Raw genomic sequence first — 24660 nt, 5'->3', positions numbered from 1 at the left:
AAGCGTCGGTGATCTAACGGTAGAAAAAATGAAGACGCTTTTCAGAACAATGGTACTCGGCAGCCTGCTTACTCTCTCCGCCAACAGCTACGCGCTCAGCGAATCCGAAGCGGAAGACATGGCTGATTTAACCGCGGTTTTTGTGTTTCTGAAAAATGACTGTGGCTACCAGAACCTGCCCAACACACAGATCCGGCGCGCTCTGGTGTTCTTTGCCCAACAGAACCAGTGGGACCTGAGCAACTACGACAGCTACAACATGAAAGCGCTTGGCGAAGACAGCTATCGCGATCTCAGCGGCATTAACCTTCCGACGGCGAAAAAATGTAAAGCGCTGGCCCGCGATTCACTTAGCCTGCTGGCTTACGTCAAATAATTTCCCGCGCGGGCGGCAACGCGCCGCGCTTTTCCCCTCCTCACCCGCCTCTAATATTTACCATTATTATTTTATATAAAATAAACCTTATATATATCGCAATACATCAATCCAATAAATAAATTAAACCCGTACTAACAGCCTTTCCAGAAAAAAAACAATAAAATATCCCTAGTGATATATTGCAAAATAAAAATCAGCCTTTTAGAATCCGTTGAAAATATATCTACTTCATGGACTGAAATTGTGAATATCTCGCTGACTCTTCGTATTATTCCACTCGCCGCTATGTTATTAGCCGGCTGTAGCAATACCGCCTCTCGCCAGCAGGTAAAACCGCTCACCACTCCGCTAACGTCACAGCAGCAGGCAGAGCAGGAGCGCGCGGCTAGCGAACAAGCGCGCATTGAATCCTGCCGACAGGCGCTGGACTCGCTAAAAGAGGTTAACCCACAGCAGGCAACCAAACTCAGCAATGACTTCAATGCCTTAGTGCGTGCGGCATCACAATACAACAGCGTGCGCGAGAAAGTGGCGGATCCCACCCGGCTTGGCATTGACTCCATGTATCAGTTTAAATCCATCAAATTGTGCGCCGATATTCAGAAAACGCTAATCGATAGCCTGGTACAGCGGGGTGAAAGCAAGCAGCCATGAACAGAGCCGCCACGCTGACCCTCAACGCGCCCCTGCTGATGCTCGTCGCGGCGCTGGCGCTTTCAACACCTTTCTTCGCCGGCGCCGCGCCGGCGTTTCTTGACTACGCCCAGCAGCAAACCCAGGCGCATGAAAAAAGCGATGCTGCAACCGCAAAGCAAACGTCAGGCGATCGTCAAAATGCGGATAATAAAAAAAAGACGCCTAATACCGCGCAATTGCAAAAAAGAATCGCCAGCCAGCAGGCGACCATTGAGCAAAAAAATAAAACTATTCAGCAATTAAAAAAACAGCTTGCTAACACTCCGGCCACAGAAACCTCCATCGCGAATGAGCATGCGGCCTTAAATAACAAAATAAAAGAATTACAGATCGCCTTAACCGCCGCCACCGCGAAAAATGAGGCGTTAATTAAAAAAGAAGGCGCAGTCCAGAATACGACTCGGCAGCAAAGTCAGGCCGCCGCGCTGAAGCAGATCCAACAATTAACGTCACAGCTTCAGCAAGCCGCAGCTGAAAATAAACGGCTCAGCGCCAGCCTCACCGCTCTGAATACAGATAAGCAGACGCTGGCTAACCGGCTCGCCGCGGCAGAGAAGGCGCAGCAGACCACCCTCGACCAGGTCAAAACCCTTAACGCCGACAAACAGCCGCTGGTCAACCGGCTGGCGGCGACGGAAAAAGAGAAGCAGACCGCCCTCGACCAGGTCAAAACCCTTAACGCCGATAAGCAGTCGCTGGCTAACCGGCTGGCGGCGGCGGAAAAAGAGAAGCAGACCGCCCTCGACCAGATCAAAGCACTTAACGCCGACAAACAGCCGTTGGTCAACCGGCTGGCGGCGGCGGAAAAAGAGAAGCAGACCGCCCTCGACCAGATCAAAGCCCTTAACGCCGATAAGCAGTCTCTGGCTAACCGGCTCGCCGCAGCGGAGAAAGCGCCATCGAGCCGCGCCGATGCCGCCGTGGCGGCAAAAGATGAGCCCCCCGAGATGGCGGCCATAGTGGCGGCCTATCGCCTGCAGGCGGACAAAGATAACGCCCAGCTGCGGATGAAAGAGGATGAAATCCAGCTGCTGCGGACGCAGCTGACGGTCCCGCCGAGAAATACCACCGGCAAAACCGCCGCCAAACTCAGCGCGCCAGGTGAACAGCAGGCTTACGCCATCGGCGCCTCGATGGGTACAGAGGCGCTTAATGTCCTCACGACTCGTCGCACTCAGGGGGTTAACGTCGACGCTGGCCTGGTGCTGCAGGGCATCGAAGATGCTTTCAGCGGCCAGCTTCGCCTCGGCGAACAGGAGCGTAACAAAGCGCTGTTTGACATTTCCCAGCAGGTTTTCCAGAACCTGAATAAAATCGAGCAGAAAAACATCAGTGCCGGTAAGAAATACCAACAGGCGTTTGCGCGCAAAAAAGATGTCGTCTTTAAAGAGGGCGTCTACAGCCGTATCGATTACCCGGGCAAAGGGAAAATTAGCGGCAACGACCTGGTGACTGTGGTGATCAAAGAGATGCTGACGGACGGGACGGTGATCAATGATATGGAGGCGAAAGATCAGGCGCTCACCCAGAAACTGGATGCTTATCCCCCGGTATTTCGCGGCCCGCTAAAGCGCCTGCAGAACCACGGCTCCGTGACGCTGGTCGTCCCGCCCGACAAAGCCTATGGCAGTAAAGGGTTGCCTCCAAAGATCCCCCCAGGCGCCACCATGGTCTATTCCGTGCGGATAGTGGATAGCCAACCCGCGCCAACAAAATAGTCCCGTCCCCCCACCGCCCTCTCCGGGCGGTGCTGTTATTCCTGCCGCATTGCTGCAATAACCGCCGTGCATCCTCATCTATAGTTGTCTATGATGTTGCACTCGTTTTACGGGTGTAACAGATGTTAACGAAGGAGGAGCCTCACCGTGGCCGATAATCCACTGTGGCATGAAACGCTGCATGACCATTTTGGTCAGTACTTTAGCGTTGATAACGTGCTGTACCACGAAAAAACCGATCATCAGGATCTGATCATCTTTGACAACCGCGCCTTTGGCCGGGTAATGGCGCTGGATGGCGTCGTGCAGACCACCGAACGCGATGAGTTTATCTATCACGAAATGATGACCCACGTGCCGCTGTTGGCTCACGGCAACGCGAAGCATGTCCTGATCATCGGCGGCGGCGATGGCGCGATGCTGCGCGAAGTCTCTCGTCACCGCAGCATCGAAAGTATCACCATGGTGGAAATCGACGCCGGAGTGGTCTCATTCTGCCGCCAGTACCTGCCCAACCATAGCGCCGGCGCCTATGACGATCCGCGCTTTACGCTGGTGATTGATGATGGCGTCAATTTTGTTAACCAGACGACGCAAACGTTTGACGTGATCATTTCGGACTGTACCGATCCTATCGGCCCGGGGGAAAGCCTCTTCACCTCGGCTTTTTATGAAGGCTGCAAACGCTGCCTGAAGCCGGGAGGAATTTTCGTTGCGCAGAACGGCGTCTGCTTCCTGCAGCAGGACGAAGCGGTGGGCAGTCATCGTAAGCTGAGCCACTATTTTCGCGACGTCAGCTTCTACCAGGCGGCGATTCCGACCTATTACGGCGGGATCATGACCTTTGCCTGGGCGAGCGACAACGAGGCGCTGCGCCATCTTTCCAGCGAAATCATTCAGGCGCGCTTTCACAAAGCCAACCTGACCTGCCGTTACTACAATCCGGCAATCCATACGGCGGCCTTCGCCTTACCACAATATCTGCATGATGCTCTGTCCGCACCGTGAAGCGAAATAAGGGGGTGAACTAAATTGAAAAAATTGAAGCTGCACGGCTTTAACAACCTGACCAAAAGCCTGAGTTTTTGTATCTACGATATCTGTTACGCCAAAACGGCAGAAGAGCGCGACGGCTACATCGCCTATATCGACGAACTCTATAACGCCAATCGCCTGACAGAGATCCTGACCGAAACCTGCTCTATTATTGGCGCTAATATCCTGAATATCGCCCGCCAGGATTATGAACCCCAGGGCGCCAGCGTGACCATTCTGGTTAGCGAAGAGCCCGTCGACCCGCGGCTTATCGACCAGACCGAACACCCCGGCCCGCTGCCTGAAACCGTGGTCGCCCATCTCGATAAAAGCCATATCTGCGTGCATACCTATCCGGAGAGCCACCCGGAAGGCGGCCTGTGCACCTTCCGCGCCGATATCGAAGTCTCTACCTGCGGGGTTATTTCACCGCTCAAAGCGCTGAATTATCTGATCCACCAGCTGGAATCGGACATTGTAACCATTGACTACCGCGTGCGCGGCTTTACCCGCGACATCAATGGGATGAAGCATTTTATCGATCATGAAATCAACTCAATTCAGAACTTTATGTCTGACGATATGAAGTCGCTGTATGACATGGTCGACGTCAACGTTTACCAGGAAAATATCTTCCATACCAAAATGTTGCTCAAGGAGTTTGACCTTAAGCACTACATGTTCCATACCCGACCGGAAGAGTTGACCGCTGAAGAGCGCAAGGTCATTACCGACCTGCTGTGGAAAGAGATGCGCGAGATTTACTACGGCCGCAATATTCCTGCCGTGTAATGCCTCAAATGCCCGGCGGCGCTTGTGCTTGCCGGGCCTGGGTTCTGCGCCGGCTGGTAGCCGGGGCAAGGTACTCGTCGCGACCCGGGGATGTGCCCTGCGCACGCGACGCTTAGCAAGGCTACGCTTTTCCGCAGCCCGGCGCAAAATAAGTCATCAACGCTGCTGCATAAATTCACGATAGGCGGCAACTACCTGCAGGAAATCCTCAATGCCGCACAGAGAGAGGCTTTCTTCATCGTAGTAGCTCATCCCCTCCTCGATTTCGTCGCCGGAAAATTCCAGCTGATTGGCGCGGATCATCACCTCTTCGCCATCCAGCCACAGCGTATATTCATGTCCGGCACGCTGCCAGGAACGTTCACTGCCTTTCACGGTGCGCGCAGCCTGCTCCACTTCGTCAAGCAGAGCAAGATTGTCTTTCACCTCCTCGTTGAACCAGTGGCCAATCGCCTCATGATCCATCGACATTCGCACCTTTACCACTCCGGTAATATCGCGCAGAAATTCGTAGTCCATCGTCTTTTCCTCTGCAAGGGCAATGCGTCACCGCTGCACTGTACCCATGGAGTAATTATCGCAGCAGACCGAAAGAAAAAAAGCGTAACAGGCAGGAGGTTTGGAAATAAAAATGCCCGGTGATGCAATGTTCACCGGGCATTGGGGAGTTTGTAGCCAAACGGTCAGCCAGGCTGACCGATTGGTTTTACACCGCGGTCTGGAAGATCACGCCGTCAGCTTTTTCAGTGTACTGATCCAGCTGGTTGAAGTTCAGATAGCGATAGGTATCTTCCGCTGTCTTATCCACCTGCGCCACGAAGGTCTGGTACTCTTCCGGCGTCGGCAGTTTACCAAGCAGAGAAGCCACCGCTGCCAGCTCGGCAGAGGCCAGATAGACGTTAGCGCCGGTACCTAAACGGTTCGGGAAGTTACGGGTAGAGGTGGAAACCACCGTCGCACCGTCGGCGACGCGCGCCTGGTTACCCATACACAGGGAACAGCCAGGGATTTCGATACGCGCCCCGCTCTTACCAAATACGCTGTAGTAACCTTCTTCGGTCAGCTGCGCGGCGTCCATACGGGTTGGCGGCGCCACCCACAGGCGAGTCGGCAACTGGCCTTTGTGGCTGTCCAGCAGCTTACCGGCGGCACGGAAGTGGCCGATGTTGGTCATGCAGGAGCCGATGAACACTTCGTCGATTTTCTCGCCCTGTACGTCAGACAGCAGGCGGGCATCGTCCGGATCGTTCGGCGCGCACAGAATCGGCTCTTTGATATCCGCCAAATCGATGTCGATTACTGCCGCGTATTCCGCGTCAGCATCGGCTTCCAGCAGCTGCGGATCCGCCAGCCATTTTTCCATACCCTGAATACGACGCTCCAGAGTGCGGCGATCGCCGTAGCCTTCGGCAATCATCCACTTCAGCAGGACGATGTTGGAGTTCAGATACTCAACGATCGGCTCTTTGTTCAGCTTGATGGTGCAACCTGCAGCAGAACGTTCAGCAGAGGCATCGGTCAGCTCGAACGCCTGCTCCACTTTCAGATCCGGCAGGCCTTCAATCTCAAGGATGCGGCCAGAGAAGATGTTTTTCTTACCTTTCTTCTCAACGGTCAGCAGGCCCTGCTTGATGGCGTACAGCGGGATAGCGTGAACCAGGTCGCGCAGCGTAATCCCCGGCTGCATTTTACCTTTGAAACGCACCAGCACCGATTCCGGCATATCCAGCGGCATCACGCCGGTCGCGGCGGCGAAGGCCACCAGACCAGAGCCCGCCGGGAAGGAGATCCCGATGGGGAAACGGGTATGGGAGTCGCCGCCGGTACCCACGGTATCCGGCAGCAGCATGCGGTTCAGCCAGGAGTGGATAACGCCATCGCCCGGACGCAGCGAGACGCCGCCGCGGTTCATAATGAAGTCCGGCAGAGTATGGTGCGTGGTGACGTCAACCGGCTTCGGATAGGCCGCGGTGTGGCAGAAGGACTGCATCACCAGGTCAGCGGAGAAGCCCAGGCACGCCAGGTCTTTCAGTTCATCACGGGTCATTGGACCGGTGGTGTCCTGAGAACCGACGGAGGTCATTTTCGGCTCGCAGTAGGCGCCCGGACGGATACCGGCAACGCCGCAGGCGCGGCCAACCATTTTCTGCGCCAGAGAGAAGCCGCGGGTGCTTTCCGCCACGTCTTTCGCCTGACGGAAGACATCGCTGTGCGGCAGACCCAGCGCTTCGCGCGCTTTGGTAGTCAAACCGCGACCAATGATCAGCGGGATACGGCCGCCGGCGCGCACTTCATCGATCAGCACATCGGTTTTCAGCTCGAAGCTGGCCAGCAGTTCGTTGGTTTCGTGGTTACGCACTTCGCCTTTGAACGGGTAAACGTCAATCACGTCGCCCATGTTCAGGTTTGACACATCCACTTCGATAGGCAGCGCGCCTGCATCTTCCATGGTGTTGAAGAAGATTGGCGCGATTTTGCCGCCCAGGCACAGGCCGCCGCCACGCTTGTTCGGCACGTTCGGGATATCGTCGCCCATAAACCACAGCACCGAGTTGGTGGCCGATTTACGTGAAGAGCCGGTCCCGACCACGTCGCCAACGTAGGCCAGCGGGTAGCCTTTCTGCTGCAGGGCTTCGATCTGTTTGATCGGGCCAACCACGCCCGGCTGATCCGGTTCAATGCCTTCGCGGGCGTTTTTCAGCATCGCCAGGGCGTGCAGCGGGATATCCGGACGCGACCAGGCATCCGGCGCCGGAGACAGGTCATCGGTGTTCGTTTCGCCAGTCACCTTAAAAACGGTAACGGTGATTTTCTCTGACAGCTGCGGGCGGTTCAGGAACCACTCAGCGTCGGCCCAGGATTGCATGACCTGTTTTGCGTGCTCGTTACCTGCTTTCGCTTTCTCTTCCACGTCGTAGAAGTTATCGAACATCAGCAGGGTATGGGAGAGCGCTTTCGCGGCGATCGGCGCCAGTTTCGCGTCGTCCAGGGCATCGATCAGCGGGTGGATATTGTAACCGCCCTGCATGGTGCCCAGCAGTTCAACGGCTTTTTCAGGGGTAACCAGGGGGGAGGACGCTTCGCCTTTGGCGATCGCGGCAAGGAATCCAGCTTTAACATAGGCGGCTTCGTCAACGCCCGGCGGTACACGATTAATCAGCAGGTCTAACAGGAATTCTTCTTCGCCCGCAGGCGGGTTTTTCAGCAGTTCTACCAGCGCGGCCATTTGGGTTGCATCTAAGGGTTTGGCAACAATCCCCATGGCGGCACGCTCAGCTACGTGCTTACGGTATTCTTCTAGCACGACGGTTCTCCTCGCTTCTCATTGTCATAATGCGGCCTACACGTCTTCAATCAATCTGCTTCGGTATTGGCAGTTTGCCGCCTTGACGCATCTTGAAGGATTTAGTGGCTGGGCGATTTTCTTCACGCTCCTGTGAGACAGCAGTTTGTAGGGTAAATGCCCGATACCGCGTCGGCAGCATAGCAGGATTTTTGAAAGGTGTTAATCTGTTTACAAAAAAGCAACATTAAAATTTAGCTGAATCGTTAAGGGCAGGATATTGCAGGCTTTCTGTTCAAATCCCGCGACAAAAATTCCTTTCCACGTACAACGCCATGGGCCGATCCCAACAATCATCAATAAAAAGCCATACCGCTTACTTATACTCAGCAAACGCGCCGTTTTCGCCGATACTTTAGCGAGATGGGTTACTTTTTGGGTCAGGAGCTTCTATGTCACTGCCGTTCAAACCCCATATTATCGCCCTGCTCTGTAGCGCTGGTTTACTCGCGGCGGCGGGAACACTCTATGTGCAAAGCCGTACTCCAGAGACGGTCACTGAGCCGACGGCGCAGGCTGCGCCGGCACCCACTCCAGCCACACAGCCAGTCGCCGCGCAGCCGGTAGCCACCACCTACACCCAGGCGCAGATTGATCAGTGGGTTGCCCCCATCGCGCTCTATCCGGACAGTCTGCTGTCGCAGGTGCTGATGGCCTCCACCTACCCGGACAACGTCATGCAGGCGGTGCAGTGGTCCCAGGATAACCCCACCATGAAAGGGGATCCCGCCGTTCAGGCTGTTGCCAGCCAGCCGTGGGATCCCAGCGTTAAATCGCTTGTCGCTTTCCCGGCCCTGCTGGCGATGATGGGCGAGAATCCGCCCTGGGTGGAAAATCTCGGTAATGCGTTTTTGGCCCAGCCGCATGATGTGATGGACTCGGTGCAGCGTCTGCGTGCCATCGCCCAGCAGACAGGGACACTGAAATCCACGCCGCAGCAAAAAGTGATTGTCGCCGCAGCGGCGCCTGCGCCGGCCTCCACCTCGAAAAGCAGCACGGTAACAACGTCAACGACCAGCGCGGCGGCGCCCGCACCGACGCAGGTCATAAAAATAGAACCGACCGATCCACAGGTGGTCTATGTTCCCAACTACAACCCCTCCACCGTCTATGGTACCTGGCCGAACAGCGCCTATCCTCCGGTCTATCTGCCGCCGCCTCCCGGGGAGCAGTTTACCGATAGCTTCGTCAAAGGCTTCGGTTACAGCCTGGGCGTGGCGACCACCTGGGCGCTGTTCAGCAGCATCGACTGGGATGATGATGATGACCACCACCATCACGATGACGACTACCACCGCGGCGATTACTCGCATAACGGCGATAACATCAATATCAATGTGAATAACTTTAACCGCATTACCGGACAAAACCTGCCGGGCGACCGCGTAAACTGGCAGCACAACCCCGCCTATCGCGGTCACGTGCCATACCCCGATAATACCCTCGCTCAGCGCTTTCATCAGACCAACGTATCCGGCGGACTGAGCGCCACCCAGCATGCGCCGGTCGATCGTGAGGCGCAGCGCCAGGCGGCGATGACCCAGCTTCAGCAGCGCAGCGCGTCGACCGCCACGGCGGGCAACCTGGCGGCAAACACCGCCTCGCGCGATGCCCAGCGTCAGGCGGCCTCGGCGCAGTTGAAACAAGCCACCCAGCGCAGCAACTACCGCGGTTACGACAGCGAGCCGACATCGACCCAGCAGCGTCGAGACGCGGCGAAAGCGCAGTTGAAAAACCCGACGCCGCAGCAACAGCAGCGTAGGGAAACCATTAAGAGCCGCGAGCAGAATACTACACCGCAGCAGCAACAGCGCCGGCAGCAGCTCCAGTCTGCCACGCCAGCCCAGCGTCAGCAGACGGTCAGTCATCTGCGCGCCAGCGCCCTTAGCGGCAACGAAAGCCGCGCCCCCTCCTGGCAAGCGCAGCAGGAACGGGGACGGCAGAGTCGTCAGTTTTCCAGCGTAAACCGCGAGCAGCGCGACGGCGCCAGAGAGCGTCTTTCTGAACACCATGAACTACGCCGCCGCTGAGGATGAGCAGAATGAGAAACCCATTACCAATTGCCCTGTTCACGTTAATGCTGTCGCCGCTTGCCGCCTTCGCCCAGCAGCAGTATGCCACCCCCGAGCAGGCCGCAAGCGCGCTGGCCGAGGCGATCGGCCAGCAAAATGACGCGGCGCTGAGTGAAGTGCTTGGCGATAACTGGCAGCATTTTTTACCCCCCGACGGGATCGACCCCACTGCCGTCGACCGCTTCCAGCGCGACTGGCAGGTGAAACATGTGATTGTGCAGCAGGGTGAAAAAGCCTGGCTCGACGTCGGTAGCGAAGCATGGCGGCTGCCAGTCCCCATCGTCAAAGCATCCCAGGGCTGGCGCTTTGATATGGCGGCTGGCGAAGAAGAGATCCTCACCCGCGCTATCGGCCGTAATGAACTGTCGGCGATAGCCGCCATGCATGCCTACGTTGACGCCCAGCAGGATTACTATCAACTGAACCACCGCTGGGCGCAGAAAATCATCAGTAGCGAAGGCAAAAAAGATGGTCTGTACTGGCCCACCTCGCCGGGCGAAGCGCCAAGTCCGCTTGGGCCAGCCTTTAGCCCGACGGTTCCCGGCAGCGGCTACCATGGCTACCGCTTCCGCATTATCACCGGTAGAGATGAACAGAGCGTCGCCTTGCTGGCGTGGCCGGTGGCGTGGGGGGAAACCGGCGTGATGAGCTTTATGATCGATCAGCACGATACCGTTTATCAGGCCAATCTCGGTGAAGAGAGCGCGGCAAAGGCCCAGGCGATAACGCGCTTTGCCCCCGACGCTGACGCCGGCTGGCAGGAGGTCAACCCATAAAAAAACGCCCGGTTACGTACACGCAACCGGGCGTTTTCATTCACTTAGCCCTGGTGGGGCATCAGCGACGGATCGCCGGCAAAGGCTGGTTTCGTACTGGACAATGCCGATTCGTCAGCGCTGATGCTGCCGGAATTCGCCGCCCATACTCCTTCACTGGTCTTGGTCACTTGCTGATGCTGAGCATTCAGATCCTGGCCCATCGCCGCAATATGGGTCGTTTCCGTACCACCGCTGTTATCCGCCCACGGAATCGTGGCGTCAGCCGCGCAGGCGACACCGGATAAGCACGCTGCTGCGACCAGCGCTGTGGTTAAAAAGCGTTTCATCACACACCTCATTGATATCGTTAACTGCCTATAAGTTTACAGAGTGACTATTTACAAAGTATGTATGAGGTGTAGCGGTTTATGAATAGCGACATAGTTCTAAACATCAGGCATAAAAAAAGCGGCTCCGGGAGCCGCTTATGCTTTTTGCCTGAAAGAAAAAGTTACTTTTTCTTCGCTTTGGCGTTCGGCAGGTCGGTGATGCTGCCTTCGAAAACTTCTGCCGCCAGGCCAACAGACTCGTGCAGAGTCGGGTGAGCGTGGATAGTCAGCGCGATGTCTTCAGCGTCACAGCCCATCTCGATAGCCAGGCCGATCTCACCCAGCAGCTCGCCGCCGTTGGTGCCGACAATCGCGCCGCCGATAACACGGTGGGTCTCTTTGTCGAAGATCAGTTTGGTCATGCCGTCTGCGCAGTCGGAAGCGATAGCACGGCCAGAAGCAGCCCACGGGAAGGTGGCGGTTTCGTAGCTGATGCCTTTCTCTTTCGCTTCTTTCTCGGTCAGACCGACCCATGCCACTTCTGGCTCGGTGTAGGCGATCGATGGGATCACTTTCGGATCGAAGTAGTGCTTCAGGCCGGAGATAACTTCTGCGGCAACGTGACCTTCGTGGACGCCTTTGTGCGCCAGCATCGGCTGACCGACGATATCGCCGATAGCAAAGATGTGCGGCACGTTGGTGCGCATTTGTTTGTCAACGCGGATGAAGCCACGATCGTCAACTTCCACGCCCGCTTTGCCTGCGTCGAGGTTTTTACCGTTCGGTACGCGGCCGATAGCCACCAGCACGGCGTCGTAACGCTGTGCTTCCGCCGGCGCTTTTTTGCCTTCCATGGAAACATAAATACCGTCTTCTTTTGCTTCAACGGCAGTCACTTTGGTTTCCAGCATCAGGTTGAATTTCTTGCTGATGCGTTTGGTGAAGACTTTCACCACATCTTTATCGGCAGCCGGGATGACCTGGTCGAACATTTCAACCACGTCGATCTCTGAACCCAGCGCATGGTATACGGTACCCATTTCCAGACCGATGATACCGCCGCCCATGACCAGCATGCGTTTCGGCACAGATTTCAGCTCCAGGGCGTCGGTGGAGTCCCATACGCGCGGATCTTCATGCGGAATAAATGGCAGTTGAATCGGACGGGAGCCCGCCGCGATGATGGCGTTGTCGAAGTTGATCACGGTTTTGCCGTTTTCGCCTTCCACTTCCAGGGTGTTAGCGCCGGTGAATTTACCCAGACCGTTAACCACCTTCACTTTACGCCCTTTGGCCATGCCAGCCAGACCACCGGTCAGCTGAGTGATGACTTTTTCTTTCCAGGTGCGGATCTTGTCAATGTCAGTTTTCGGTTCGCCGAAAACGATGCCGTGTTCGGCCAGCGCTTTCGCTTCTTCGATAACTTTTGCCACGTGCAGCAGCGCTTTAGAAGGGATACAACCCACGTTCAGGCACACCCCACCGAGGGTGCTGTAACGTTCTACGATGACGGTTTCCAGACCTAAATCAGCGCAACGGAAGGCTGCAGAGTAGCCTGCAGGACCTGCCCCAAGTACCACGACCTGAGTTTTGATTTCAGTACTCATCATGACCTCTGTAATTTATATCCGGCGGGTCTGACGCTATTATTTTTACGCCCAAGTCCACCGGGACGTTCTATCCGCGTGTATTTTACAAAATTGTTAACAATTTTTAAACAACAAACGGCAAACGATTTTGTCCTTTGTTGCTGATAATCCCAAACAGCCTGAGGTTATCAGAAAAAAGCCGGCCGTCAGGCCGGCTTTTTCAATTACATCACCAGGCGGCGAATGTCGCTCAAGGTGTTGTTGATGATGGTAATGAAGCGGGCACCATCAGCACCGTCGATGACGCGGTGGTCGAAGGACAGAGAAATCGGCAGCATCAGACGCGGCACGAACTCTTTACCATTCCATACCGGCTCCATCGCGGACTTAGACACGCCGAGGATGGCCACTTCCGGCGCATTAACAATCGGCGCGAAGTGGGTGGTACCCAGGCCGCCGATGCTGGAGATGGTGAAGCAACCGCCCTGCATTTCGCCCGCCGTCAGTTTGCCATCGCGCGCTTTCTTCGAGATGGTGGTCAGTTCACGAGACAGCTCGGTGATGCTCTTCTTGTTCACGTCTTTAAAGACCGGAACCACCAGACCGTTCGGGGTATCCACCGCCACACCGATGTTGATGTATTTCTTCAGTGTCAGACGCTGACCATCTTCGGAGAGCGAGCTGTTGAAGCGCGGCATCTGCTCAAGCGCAGCGGCCACGGCTTTCATGATGAAGACAACCGGGGTGAATTTCACGTCCAGTTTACGCTTCTCAGCTTCGGCGTTCTGCTGCTTACGGAACGCTTCCAGATCGGTGATATCGGTTTTGTCGAAGTGGGTAACGTGCGGGATCATGACCCAGTTACGGCTCAGGTTGGCACCAGAAATTTTCTGGATACGGCCCAGCTCCACTTCTTCGATTTCGCCGAACTTGCTGAAGTCAACCTTCGGCCATGGCAGCATGCCCGGGATACCGCCGCCAGCGGCAGCCGCCGGTGCGGATTCAGCACGCTTAACAGCGTCTTTCACGTAAGCCTGAACGTCTTCGCGCAGGATACGACCTTTACGGCCGGTGCCTTTCACTTTCGCCAGGTTAACGCCGAACTCGCGCGCCAGACGGCGAATCAGCGGAGTGGCGTGGACGTAAGCGTCGTTTTCAGCGAATTCGGTTTGACCTTCCGCTTTCGCAGCCGGTGCCGCGGCAGGCTTAGCGGCCTGAGCCGGAGCTGCAGCCGGTGCCGGCGCAGCCGCTTGAGCCGGTGCGGCGGCAGGCGCAGCGCCTTCCACTTCGAAGACCATGATCAGGGAGCCGGTTTTGACTTTATCGCCGGTGCTGATTTTGATCTCTTTGACGGTGCCCGCGAACGGCGCCGGCACTTCCATAGACGCTTTGTCGCCTTCGACGGTGATCAGGGACTGCTCAGCAGCCACTTTATCGCCGACTTTTACCATCACTTCGGTCACTTCAACTTCGTCGCCGCCGATGTCCGGTACGTTAACGTCTTTCGCACCGCCAGCCGCAGCTGGAGCAGCCGCCGCCGGAGCAGCAGCCTGAGCAGGTGCGGCAGCAGGCGCAGCGCCCGCCACTTCGAAGATCATGATCAGGGAGCCGGTGGACACTTTATCGCCGGTGTTGATCTTGATCTCTTTCACGGTACCCGCGAACGGCGCCGGCACTTCCATCGAGGCTTTATCGCCTTCGACGGTGATCAGAGACTGCTCAGCCGCAACGGTATCGCCCACTTTCACCAGAATTTCAGTGACTTCAACTTCGTCACCGCCGATGTCCGGCACATTCACTTCTTTCGCTGCCGCGGCAGCTGCTGGAGCAGCGGCGGCCGGAGCGGCTTCTTTCTTCTCTTCCTGCGCAGGTGCAGCGGCTGCTGCACCCTCGGCGGAATCGAAAATCATAATCAGTTTGCCAGTCTCGGTTTTGTCGCCGACGGAGACTTTAATCTCTTTCACGACGCCAGCCTGCGGAGACGGGACTTCCATAGAGGCTTTATCGCCTTCTACGGTGATCAGCGACTGTTCAGCTTCAACTTTGTCGCCCACTTTGACCAGAATCTCGGTGATTTCAACTTCATCAGCCCCGATGTCCGGTACTTTGATTTCGATAGCCATTATTCTTTTACCTCTTACGCCAGACGCGGGTTAACTTTTTCTGCATCGATGTTGAATTTGGTAATTGCGTCCGCAACCACTTTCTTATCGATTTCACCACGTTTAGCCAGTTCGCCCAGCGCTGCAACGACCACATAGGAAGCATCGACTTCGAAGTGGTGACGCAGGTTTTCACGGCTGTCGGAACGACCGAAGCCATCGGTACCCAGTACGCGGTAATCGTCAGCCGGTACGTAGGTACGAACCTGCTCGGCGAACAGTTTCATATAGTCAGTGGATGCCACTGCCGGAGCGTCGTTCATCACCTGAGCGATGTACGGCACGCGCGGTGTTTCCAGCGGGTGCAGCATGTTCCAGCGTTCGCAATCCTGGCCATCACGCGCCAGTTCGGTGAAGGAGGTGACGCTGTACACGTCAGAGCCCACGCCGTAGTCTTTCGCCAGGATCTGCGCTGCTTCACGGACGTGACGCAGGATAGAACCGGAGCCCAGCAGCTGAACTTTACCTTTGCTACCTTCGATGGTTTCGAGTTTGTAGATACCTTTGCGGATACCTTCCTCGGCGCCTTCCGGCATGGCCGGCATGTGGTAGTTTTCGTTCAGGGTAGTGATGTAGTAGTAAACGTTCTCTTGTTTCTCACCGTACATACGCTCCAGGCCGTCATGCATGATGACCGCCACTTCGTAGGCGTAGGAGGGATCGTAAGAGATACAGTTCGGGATAGTCAGAGACTGAATATGGCTGTGGCCATCTTCGTGCTGCAGACCTTCGCCGTTCAGCGTCGTACGACCGGAAGTACCACCAATCAGGAAGCCGCGAGCCTGCTGGTCGCCAGCCTGCCAGCACAGGTCACCGATACGCTGGAACCCGAACATCGAGTAGTAGATGTAGAACGGGATCATCGGCAGGTTGTTGGTGCTGTAAGAGGTCGCCGCAGCCAGCCAGGATGCGCCTGCGCCCAGCTCGTTGATCCCTTCCTGCAGGATCTGACCTTTCTCGTCTTCTTTGTAGTATGCAACCTGCTCACGGTCCTGCGGGGTGTACTGCTGGCCGTTCGGGCTGTAGATACCGATCTGACGGAACAGACCTTCCATACCGAAAGTACGCGCTTCGTCGGCGATGATCGGCACGAGGCGGTCTTTGATGGATTTGTTCTTCAGCATCACGTTCAGGGCACGAACGAACGCGATAGTGGTAGAGATCTCTTTATTCTGCTCTTCCAGCAGCGGGCGGAAATCTTCCAGCGTCGGCAGCTCCAGCTTCTCAGTGAAGTTCGGCTGACGGCTCGGCAGATAGCCGTGCAGTTTCTGACGCTGAGCGTGCAGATAGGTGTGCTCTTCGGAACCTTCCGGGAAGGTGACGTACGGCAGTTTTTCCAGATCGGCATCGGCAACCGGCACGTTGAAACGATCGCGGACGTAGCGAACGCCGTCCATGTTCATTTTCTTAACCTGGTGAGCGATGTTCTTACCTTCAGCAGTGTCACCCATGCCGTAACCTTTGATGGTATGGGCGAGGATAACGGTCGCTTTGCCTTTGGTTTCCTGCGCTTTTTTCAGAGCAGCATAAACTTTCTTCGGATCGTGGCCACCGCGGTTCAGGGCCCAAATCTGCTCGTCAGTCCAGTCGGCAACCAGCGCAGCGGTCTCCGGATATTTACCGAAGAAGTGCTCGCGCACATAAGCGCCGTCTTTGGATTTAAAGGTCTGGTAATCGCCGTCAACGGTTTCTTCCATCAGCTGAATCAGCTTACCGCTGGTGTCTTTACGCAGCAGCTCATCCCAACGACCGCCCCAGATAACCTTGATAACGTTCCAGCCAGCGCCCGCGAAGATGCCTTCCAGTTCGTTAATGATTTTGCCGTTACCGGTGACCGGACCGTCAAGACGCTGCAGGTTACAGTTGATAACGAACACCAAGTTGTCGAGCTTCTCACGGGTTGCGATGGTGATCGCGCCTTTAGATTCCGGCTCGTCCATCTCACCGTCGCCCAGGAACGCGTAAACGGTTTGTTTGGAGGTGTCTTTCAGACCACGGTGTTCCAGATATTTCAGGAATTTAGCCTGATAAATCGCCCCGATTGGGCCCAGGCCCATAGAAACGGTCGGGAACTGCCAGAATTCCGGCATCAGTTTCGGGTGCGGATAAGAGGACAGACCTTTACCGTGAACTTCCTGACGGAAGTTGTTCATCTGCTCTTCAGTCAGACGACCTTCCAGGAACGCACGCGCATAAACGCCCGGAGAGATGTGACCCTGGAAGTACACCAGGTCGCCGCCATCCTGCTCATTGCGTGCGCGGAAGAAGTGGTTGAAGCACACTTCGTAGAAGGTTGCGGAAGACTGGAAAGAAGCCATGTGGCCGCCCAGTTCGAGATCTTTTTTCGATGCGCGCAGAACGGTCATGATGGCGTTCCAGCGGATCGCAGAACGGATACGACGTTCCAGATCCAGATTACCCGGATATTCCGGCTCATCTTCAACGGCAATAGTGTTGACGTAACCGCCGGTCGATGCGCCAGCAGCCACTTTCACCCCGCCTTTGCGGGCTTCAGAAAGGAGTTGGTCAATAAGATACTGAGCGCGCTCAACACCTTCTTCACGGATGACCGATTCGATCGCCTGTAGCCAGTCGCGAGTTTCGATCGGATCCACGTCATTTGGTAAACGTTCTGACATGGGGGGTATTCCTTATCTATCTAATCGTTGATTAATCTGGAACCTGTCCCATTGAACTCTTCGTTCTTCACGCTGGAACAACCAAAAATTCAATAAGACAGGTTCTGCGTTTAGTTGCCGCGCTCTAAAAATGGCGCTTAAGAACCGGAGTTCTCGTCCTTTCGTTGCTGTAAACGACGCAGTGAGCGCTCTCGACGGCTCTGCTCACGACTACGATCCAGCAAAATTTCCTCAATGAACGCCAGGTGACGGTGCGACGCTTCACGCGCCTGCTCCGGCTCCCCAGCCATTATCGCCTCGAAAATGCGAGTGCGATGGTTGCTGACCAACGGGAGCATTTCCCGCCGGGCATACAGCAATTCAAAGTTCTGACGCACGTTTTGCGCCAACATCGGCTCCATACACCTTAGCAGATGAAGCAACACCACATTGTGTGCCGCCTCGGTGACGGCGATTTGATACTGGACGACGGCGCCGGACTCAGCGTCCAAATCGCCCGACTGCTGAGCGCGTTCAATAGCCTGATGCAGCTCACGGATACGGTCGCGATCCTCATCATTGCTGCGCAGCGCCGCGTAATAGGCCGCGATGCCTTCCAGCGCGTGACGGGTCTCAAGCAAATCGAATTGGGATTCAGGGTGATCGGACAGCAGCTCAACCAGCGGATCGCTGAAGCTCTGCCACAGGCGGCTCTGAACAAACGTTCCACCTCCCTGACGACGAAGCAACAGGCCCTTGGCTTCGAGGCGTTGAATCGCCTCACGCAGCGAGGGGCGGGAAACGTCGAACTGTTTAGCCAGTTCGCGTTCAGGCGGGAGTTTTTCACCGGGGCGCAAGGTCCCCTCAAGGATCAGAAACTCCAGCTGCTGCTCTATCACATCGGATAATTTTGGTTGGCGGATTTTGCTGTAGGCCATATTCCCTGTCTCTGCCATTAGCCCGGAGTCAATTGGTCTTACCAATTTAAAGTTCGTAGCGCTAAAGTAACAAAGTATTCACCTTCTGTCCATACAGGTTTTGATTGAAATCAGTAAACGACGGACATTTTAACAACCTTACAGAAATAACATTTCAGAAATGTAACCTTGCACAAATGTTACGTTTACTCATAAAGAGGTAGCATTAACTTAATGGAAACGAAAAATTACGCTATCTGAACCGATTCAACGACCCAATAAATGAATACAAAGACAATACAATTGAATAAATAATCAAAAAGAAGCAATGCATCGGAATAATACAGAATGTGTCTATTGATGTCTTTTTAGACACATGGTCATCATCCCTTCATAAAGCAGGTGCATTCAAACGCGCTTACCACTATTCTCCCTGAGACGAAAGGCCTTTTTCTGAATTACCGCACCGCCTTCCGTAAACAAAACAATACAGAAACGGAAGTCGCTACATACACAAACACAACAATATGTGCGCGCCATCACTCAGGTAAAAAGTGGGCCACTTCGCCCAAATTTTCGCTGGCTATGCTTTCTGGCAGGGACAGCAGTGAAGCAGCAACCTGACGGATGACGTACACAAAAAATAATCACACACGAGGTTTCATATGGAAGGTCAACAGCACGGCGATCGGCTGAAGCGCGGCCTGAAAAACCGCCACATCCAGCTCATCGCGCTGGGCGGGGCTATCGGCACCGGCCTGTTTCTGGGGAGCGCGTCCGTCATTCAGTCCGCCGGCCCGGGTATCATTCTTGGTTACGCGATTGCCGGTTTTATCGCCTTTCTGATCATGCGTCAGCTGGGCGAAATGGTGGTGGAAGAGCCGGTAGCCGGTTCGTTTAGCCACTTTGCTTATAAATACTGGGGCGGCTTTGCCGGCTTCGCCTCCGGCTGGAACTACTGGGTGCTGTATGTCCTGGTGGCCATGGCGGAACTCACTGCCGTCGGCAAATATATCCAGTTCTGGTGGCCGGAAATCCCAACCTGGGCCTCAGCGGCGGTCTTCTTCATCGCCATCAACGCCATTAACCTGACCAACGTGAAAGTGTTCGGGGAAATGGAGTTCTGGTTTGCCATTATCAAAGTGGTCGCCGTTGTGGCGATGATTTTGTTCGGCGGCTGGCTGCTGTTCAGCGGTAACGGCGGCCCGCAGGCGACAGTACGTAACCTCTGGGATCAAGGCGGGTTCCTGCCGCACGGCTTTACCGGGCTGGTAATGATGATGGCGATCATCATGTTCTCCTTCGGCGGTCTGGAGCTGGTGGGTATCACCGCGGCGGAAGCGGATAACCCGGAGCAAAGCATCCCGAAAGCCACTAACCAGGTTATCTACCGTATCCTGATCTTCTATGTTGGCTCGCTGGCGGTCCTGCTCTCGCTGCTGCCGTGGACGCGTGTGACTGCGGACACCAGTCCGTTCGTCCTGATTTTCCATGAGCTTGGCGATACGCTGGTGGCAAACGCCCTCAACGTAGTGGTGCTGACGGCGGCCCTGTCGGTGTATAACAGCTGCGTCTACTGCAACAGCCGTATGCTGTTCGGTCTTGCCCAGCAGGGGAACGCACCGAAAGCGCTGCTCAGCGTCGACAAACGCGGCGTGCCGGTGAATACCATTCTCGTCTCCGCCGTGGTCACCGCCCTGTGTGTGCTGATCAACTACCTGGCGCCGGAATCCGCATTTGGCCTGCTGATGGCGCTGGTAGTCTCCGCCCTGGTGATCAACTGGGCGATGATCAGCCTCGCGCATATCAAATTCCGTCGCGCCAAACAGCAGCAGGGCGTCACCACTCGCTTCCCCGCCCTCTTCTACCCGCTGGGTAACTGGGTGTGCCTGCTGTTTATGGCCGCGGTGCTGGTAATTATGCTGATGACCCCGGGGATGGCGATTTCCGTTTGGCTGATCCCGGTATGGATCGCCGTGCTGGGCGTGGGCTATCTGTTTAAACAGAAAGCCGCCGCCACCATAAAAGCACAATAATACATCTCATCAATAATTCTCTTTGCTCTGCGCCCCTCCCTGAATGACGGGCGCAGAGCATTGTTATCTGCTTCACACTTTCCCCTCCATAGCTTTTTTATCCATATCGTCAACGCGTTCCTGCAACGTAATTCTCTCGATAGCAGCCAATAATTCTCTCCATACTGCAACGGAGAGACCGCACATGGCAGACAATAGACTTTCAATAAAAGAAAAGATTGGTTATGGGATGGGGGATGCCGGATGCAATATCATCTTTGGCGCCATCATGCTGTTTGTTAACTATTTTTATACCGATATTTTCGGTCTGGCGCCGGCGCTGGTGGGCGTACTGCTGCTATCGGTGCGCGTCATCGATGCGGTGACCGACCCGATCATGGGCGCCCTCGCCGACCGCACCCGCAGTAAATATGGCCGCTTTCGTCCATGGCTGCTGTGGATTGCTTTCCCCTACGCCCTGTTCAGCGTCCTGATGTTCACCACTCCTGAGTGGACCTATAACAGCAAAGTCATCTATGCGTTTGTCACCTACTTTCTGCTGTCGATTACCTATACCGCGATTAACATCCCCTACTGCTCGCTGGGAACGGTGATGACCGCCGATCCGAAAGAGCGCGTTGCCTGCCAGTCTTATCGTTTCGTGATGGTGGGTATCGCCACGCTGTTGCTGTCATTAACGCTGCTGCCAATGGCCGACTGGTTCGGCGGCGCCGATAAAGCGAAGGGCTATCAGATGGCGATGACCGTGCTGGCCTTCATCGGCATGTGTATGTTCCTGTTCTGCTTCGCTACCGTGCGCGAACGCATCCACCCGGCGGTACAGACCAATGATGAACTGAAAAAAGATCTCAAAGACGTGTGGAAAAATGACCAGTGGGTACGCATCCTGCTGCTCACGCTGTGCAACGTCTGTCCGGGCTTTATCCGCATGGCCGCCACCATGTACTACGTCACCTGGGTAATGGGGCAAAGCACCCATTTTGCCACTCTGTTTATCAGCCTCGGCGTGGTCGGGATGATGATTGGCAGCATGCTGGCAAAAGTCCTCACCGACCGCTGGTGCAAACTGCAGGTCTTCTTCTGGACCAATATCGTGCTGGCGATCTTCTCCTGCGCCTTCTATTTCTTTAATCCGCATGCCACCACGCTGATTATGGTGCTCTACTTCCTGCTCAACATCCTGCATCAGATTCCCTCCCCGCTGCACTGGTCGCTGATGTCCGATGTTGACGACTACGGCGAGTGGAAAACCGGCAAGCGCATCACCGGCATTAGCTTCTCCGGCAATCTGTTCTTCCTCAAAGTCGGCCTGGCGGTCGCCGGGGCGATGGTCGGATTCCTGTTGTCATGGTACGGCTACGACGCTGGCGCCAAAGCGCAAAGCGCCTCCGCCCTCAACGGCATCGTGCTGCTGTTCTCGGTTATCCCCGGCGTCGGCTACCTGATCACCGCCGGCGTGGTGCGCCTGCTGAAAGTTGACCGCACCCTGATGCGCCAGATCCAGAGCGATTTAGAGAAGCGCCGCAGCAACTACAGCGAGCTGAATGAATACCAGGAACTGAAAACCAGTGAACACGTAAGGAAAGCCTGATGAATAACTGGCCCAACCCCTTTATTGAACAGCGCGCAGATCCCTTTATTCTGCGCCACCTTAATCACTACTACTTTATTGCCTCGGTGCCGGAATACGACCGGCTGGAGATCCGGCGCGCGGCGACCCTTGAAGGATTACGCGATGCGGAGCCGGTAGTGGTCTGGCGCGCACCGCAAAGCGGGCCGATGAGCCAGCTGATTTGGGCGCCGGAGCTACATGAGATAGACGGGAAGTGGTATATCTATTTTGCCGCCACCCATACCCACGATCTGGATGCGCTGGGCATGTTCCAGCATCGTATGTTCGTGATCGAGTGCGCCGACAACGATCCGCTGACCGGCCGCTGGCAGGAAAAAGGCCAGGTGATCACGCCTTTCGATACCTTCGCCCTCGATGCCACCACCTTTATCCATCAGGGCAAACGCTGGTACCTGTGGGCGCAAAAATCGCCGCATATCGAGGGCAACTCAAACCTGTATCTCGCTGAAATGGCCAACCCGTGGACGCTAAAAGGCGAGCCGGTCATGCTGAGCAAGCCGGAGTTCGACTGGGAGTGTCGGGGATTTAAGGTCAATGAAGGACCCGCGGTGCTGGTGCATGGCGATAAGCTGTTCATCAGCTATTCCGCCAGCGCCACCGACGAAAACTACTGCATGGGGTTGCTCTGGATTGACCGGCAGGCCGATCCGCTGCAGCCGGCAAACTGGCATAAAGCCCCGCAGCCGGTGTTCCGGACCAGCTATGAAAACCGCCAGTATGGCCCGGGCCATAATAGTTTTACCCAAACGCCGGCGGGGGAAGATGTGCTGGTCTACCACGCGCGGAATTACACCGAGATTGAAGGCGACCCGCTGTATGACCCCAATCGTCATACCCGGCTAAAACTCGTCAGCTGGAGAGAGGAGGGCATGCCCGACTTCGGCATCCCGCCGGCGGATACGCTGTAGCGGTTCGGTATGCGGCCCGCTGGCGCGGGTTCTCCAGGCCGGGTCAGGCGAAACCGCCGCCCGGCAACATGCCAGGTACGGCGTCTGATATAGAACCCGGCGCCGCTGTTGCTTGCCGGGCCTGCGCAGTGTGGGTCTCCAGGCCGGATAAGCACAACGCCATCCGGCAAATAACGCCCCAGATGTGAGAGTATCGTGGCAGGTAGAGTACGAGCGCAGGCCGTTACACCAGGGTGCCGTAAATCGTCAGCAGCGCCATGATCACCACCACCACCAGCGAGGTTTTCTTGGCCATCGACACCGCGGCCTTCGGGGTCGCCACTTTATCCACGTGCGGTTCACGAGCCAGGGAATACTGCGCCAGGCGGGTCAATACCTGATACTGCGACGAATGGCGGTCGCCTAACGATGCAAACCACGCCGGGAGCGCTTTCTCTCCATGCCCCACCAGAGCATAGACAACCCCCACCAGACGCACCGGCAGCCAGTCCACAATATGCAGGATACCATCGATTCCGGACTGCAAACGATGATGCGGCGTCTGGTAACGCGCCAGCCACGTCTGCCAGGCACGCAGGACGCTATAGGCGATAAGCGTCAGCGGCCCCCACGCCCCACCGACCACAAACCAGAAGAGTGGCGCCAGGTAGTAACGATAGTTAATCCATAGCAGCGCATTTTGCAGTTCGCTAAGGTACTCGCGCTCATCACAGCCCGGGGGGACGCCGTGTATCAACGTCAGCTCGCTAGCCATCGCATCGCAGGCGCGGCTGTCATTGCGCGACGCCGCTTTCAGATAGGCATGATAGTGCAGCCGAACCTTACCGGCGCCGATGCACAGCAGGCCTAGCAAAATCCAGAACACCAGCAGCGGTACGTTGAACAGCTGCCCCTGCAGCAAGCGCTGAATAATGTAGACCACCGCGACGGCGACCAGGGTCATCAGCAGCGTTCCCGGCAACGAGAAATGTTTTATCCGGCGGAACGCCACCTCCAGCCGATGATCAAGCTGCCAGTGTTCGCCCAGTTTAAACAGGCGTTCAGCGATAAGCACCAGCAGCGTAGTAAACAGCGTCATGAGGTCTCCTTTTCGGACGGCGCGCTGAGCAGCGCACGAAATTTTTTCCAGTCAAAGGCCGGTCCCGGGTCCGTCTTGCGCACGGGCGCGATATCGCTATGGCCCGTGATGTTTGCGGCGATGGCAGGATAAATCGTGATAAGCAGATCCGTCACCGCCGCCAGCTGCTGGTACTGCGCATCGGTATACGCCAGGGTATCCGTGCCTTCCAGCTCAATACCGATGGAAAAGTCATTGCAGCGTTCACGCCCCTGATAGCTGGAGACACCCGCATGCCATGCACGCTTATCGAAAGGCACATACTGCACGATTTCACCATCACGGCGAATCAGACAATGCGCCGAAACGCGCAGATGAGCGATCTCGGCAAAGAAAGGATGCGCGTGAGGATCCAGGGTGCCGGTGAACAGCGCGTCAATCCATGGACCACCAAATTCACCTGGCGGCAGGCTGATATTATGCACCACCAATAAGGAAGGGGCCTCTTCATCCGGACGGCAGTCATGGTGCGGCGAGGGAACCCGCCGCGCGCCGACCAGCCATCCCTCGTTCAACTGCATGCGGGATCTCCTTTCGCGAACTCATGCTTCCGGGCCA

General features: G+C 56.0%; 19 protein-coding genes. 10 read left to right on the top strand and 9 right to left on the bottom strand.

Annotated features, from left to right (window positions below; all coding sequences use genetic code 11):
* Positions 1-28: 28 nt before the first annotated feature.
* The 5 genes from ACQUTP_RS18145 (at position 29) to speD (ending at position 4620) form a co-directional block, all read left to right on the top strand.
* Complete coding sequence (locus tag ACQUTP_RS18145) at positions 29-376, top strand: YacC family pilotin-like protein (RefSeq protein ID WP_004204381.1); 348 nt, start codon at positions 29-31, stop codon at positions 374-376.
* A gap of 246 nt (positions 377-622) precedes the next feature.
* Positions 623-1033: a hypothetical protein gene (locus ACQUTP_RS18140; protein WP_004204380.1), complete on the top strand. Its 411-nt coding sequence runs from the start codon at positions 623-625 to the stop codon at positions 1031-1033.
* Between the two features lie 548 nt (positions 1034-1581).
* Positions 1582-2793: an FKBP-type peptidyl-prolyl cis-trans isomerase N-terminal domain-containing protein gene (locus ACQUTP_RS18135; protein WP_167879661.1), complete on the top strand. Its 1212-nt coding sequence runs from the start codon at positions 1582-1584 to the stop codon at positions 2791-2793.
* A 147-nt stretch (positions 2794-2940) separates the two neighbouring features.
* Positions 2941-3801 carry a polyamine aminopropyltransferase gene (gene speE / locus ACQUTP_RS18130; protein WP_032455562.1) on the top strand — a complete coding sequence of 287 codons (861 nt, stop codon included), beginning with the start codon at positions 2941-2943 and terminating at the stop codon, positions 3799-3801.
* A 24-nt stretch (positions 3802-3825) separates the two neighbouring features.
* On the top strand, positions 3826-4620 hold the full coding sequence (gene speD, locus ACQUTP_RS18125; protein WP_023319740.1) for an adenosylmethionine decarboxylase: 795 nt from the start codon (positions 3826-3828) through the stop codon (positions 4618-4620).
* Between the two features lie 156 nt (positions 4621-4776).
* Here speD and yacL read toward each other — a convergent pair whose 3' ends face one another.
* Together yacL and acnB are read right to left on the bottom strand one after the other, a co-directional pair.
* Positions 4777-5139, bottom strand: a complete 363-nt coding sequence (yacL, locus tag ACQUTP_RS18120; protein WP_023319739.1) for a protein YacL — start codon at positions 5137-5139, stop codon at positions 4777-4779.
* A 187-nt stretch (positions 5140-5326) separates the two neighbouring features.
* Entirely contained in the window at positions 5327-7924 is a 2598-nt protein-coding gene (gene acnB / locus ACQUTP_RS18115; protein WP_069135386.1) for a bifunctional aconitate hydratase 2/2-methylisocitrate dehydratase, read from the bottom strand.
* Between the two features lie 431 nt (positions 7925-8355).
* Here acnB and ACQUTP_RS18110 point away from each other — a divergent pair, with 431 nt between their 5' ends.
* Positions 8356-9993 carry a DUF3300 domain-containing protein gene (locus ACQUTP_RS18110; RefSeq protein ID WP_285755747.1) on the top strand — a complete coding sequence of 546 codons (1638 nt, stop codon included), beginning with the start codon at positions 8356-8358 and terminating at the stop codon, positions 9991-9993.
* An 11-nt stretch (positions 9994-10004) separates the two neighbouring features.
* Complete coding sequence (locus ACQUTP_RS18105; protein WP_062914376.1) at positions 10005-10811, top strand: DUF2950 family protein; 807 nt, start codon at positions 10005-10007, stop codon at positions 10809-10811.
* A gap of 44 nt (positions 10812-10855) precedes the next feature.
* On the opposite strand, the gene ACQUTP_RS18100 is transcribed toward ACQUTP_RS18105, so the two are convergent.
* The 5 genes from ACQUTP_RS18100 to pdhR form a co-directional block, all read right to left on the bottom strand.
* On the bottom strand, positions 10856-11140 hold the full coding sequence (locus tag ACQUTP_RS18100; protein ID WP_004204367.1) for a hypothetical protein: 285 nt from the start codon (positions 11138-11140) through the stop codon (positions 10856-10858).
* 164 nt (positions 11141-11304) lie between these two features.
* The gene (gene lpdA / locus ACQUTP_RS18095) at positions 11305-12729 is read right to left on the bottom strand and encodes a dihydrolipoyl dehydrogenase (protein ID WP_002888731.1); all 1425 of its coding nucleotides are present in this window, start codon (positions 12727-12729) and stop codon (positions 11305-11307) included.
* Positions 12730-12935: 206 nt separating this feature from the next.
* On the bottom strand, positions 12936-14834 hold the full coding sequence (gene aceF, locus ACQUTP_RS18090; protein WP_141923079.1) for a pyruvate dehydrogenase complex dihydrolipoyllysine-residue acetyltransferase: 1899 nt from the start codon (positions 14832-14834) through the stop codon (positions 12936-12938).
* A gap of 14 nt (positions 14835-14848) precedes the next feature.
* The gene (aceE, locus tag ACQUTP_RS18085) at positions 14849-17512 is read right to left on the bottom strand and encodes a pyruvate dehydrogenase (acetyl-transferring), homodimeric type (RefSeq protein WP_004204365.1); all 2664 of its coding nucleotides are present in this window, start codon (positions 17510-17512) and stop codon (positions 14849-14851) included.
* A 137-nt stretch (positions 17513-17649) separates the two neighbouring features.
* Entirely contained in the window at positions 17650-18429 is a 780-nt protein-coding gene (gene pdhR / locus ACQUTP_RS18080) for a pyruvate dehydrogenase complex transcriptional repressor PdhR (protein WP_002888699.1), read from the bottom strand.
* A gap of 644 nt (positions 18430-19073) precedes the next feature.
* Here pdhR and aroP point away from each other — a divergent pair.
* From aroP to ACQUTP_RS18065, 3 genes are all read left to right on the top strand, one after another.
* Positions 19074-20444: an aromatic amino acid transporter AroP gene (gene aroP / locus ACQUTP_RS18075; RefSeq protein WP_017901172.1), complete on the top strand. Its 1371-nt coding sequence runs from the start codon at positions 19074-19076 to the stop codon at positions 20442-20444.
* Between the two features lie 184 nt (positions 20445-20628).
* Entirely contained in the window at positions 20629-22035 is a 1407-nt protein-coding gene (locus ACQUTP_RS18070) for a glycoside-pentoside-hexuronide (GPH):cation symporter (protein ID WP_017901173.1), read from the top strand.
* Positions 22035-22985: a glycoside hydrolase family 43 protein gene (locus ACQUTP_RS18065; RefSeq protein WP_285755751.1), complete on the top strand. Its 951-nt coding sequence runs from the start codon at positions 22035-22037 to the stop codon at positions 22983-22985. Before ACQUTP_RS18070 ends, ACQUTP_RS18065 begins: the two co-directional genes overlap by 1 nt.
* A 223-nt stretch (positions 22986-23208) precedes the next feature.
* On the opposite strand, the gene ampE is transcribed toward ACQUTP_RS18065, so the two are convergent.
* Positions 23209-24063: a beta-lactamase regulator AmpE gene (gene ampE, locus ACQUTP_RS18060; RefSeq protein ID WP_004204361.1), complete on the bottom strand. Its 855-nt coding sequence runs from the start codon at positions 24061-24063 to the stop codon at positions 23209-23211.
* Positions 24060-24623 (bottom strand): 1,6-anhydro-N-acetylmuramyl-L-alanine amidase AmpD, encoded by a 564-nt coding sequence (ampD, locus tag ACQUTP_RS18055; RefSeq protein WP_017901175.1) that lies wholly within the window; start codon positions 24621-24623, stop codon positions 24060-24062. The genes ampE and ampD overlap by 4 nt, the downstream gene beginning before the upstream one ends.
* Positions 24624-24660: the final 37 nt, after the last annotated feature.

The sequence above is a fragment of the Klebsiella sp. 2-CIP_Kleb. genome, assembly GCF_050378715.1.
GTDB classification, from domain to species: Bacteria; Pseudomonadota; Gammaproteobacteria; order Enterobacterales; family Enterobacteriaceae; genus Klebsiella; species Klebsiella quasipneumoniae.
The sequence above is the reverse complement of the archived record's forward strand: the minus strand, read 5'-3'. Positions and strand labels throughout refer to the sequence as shown.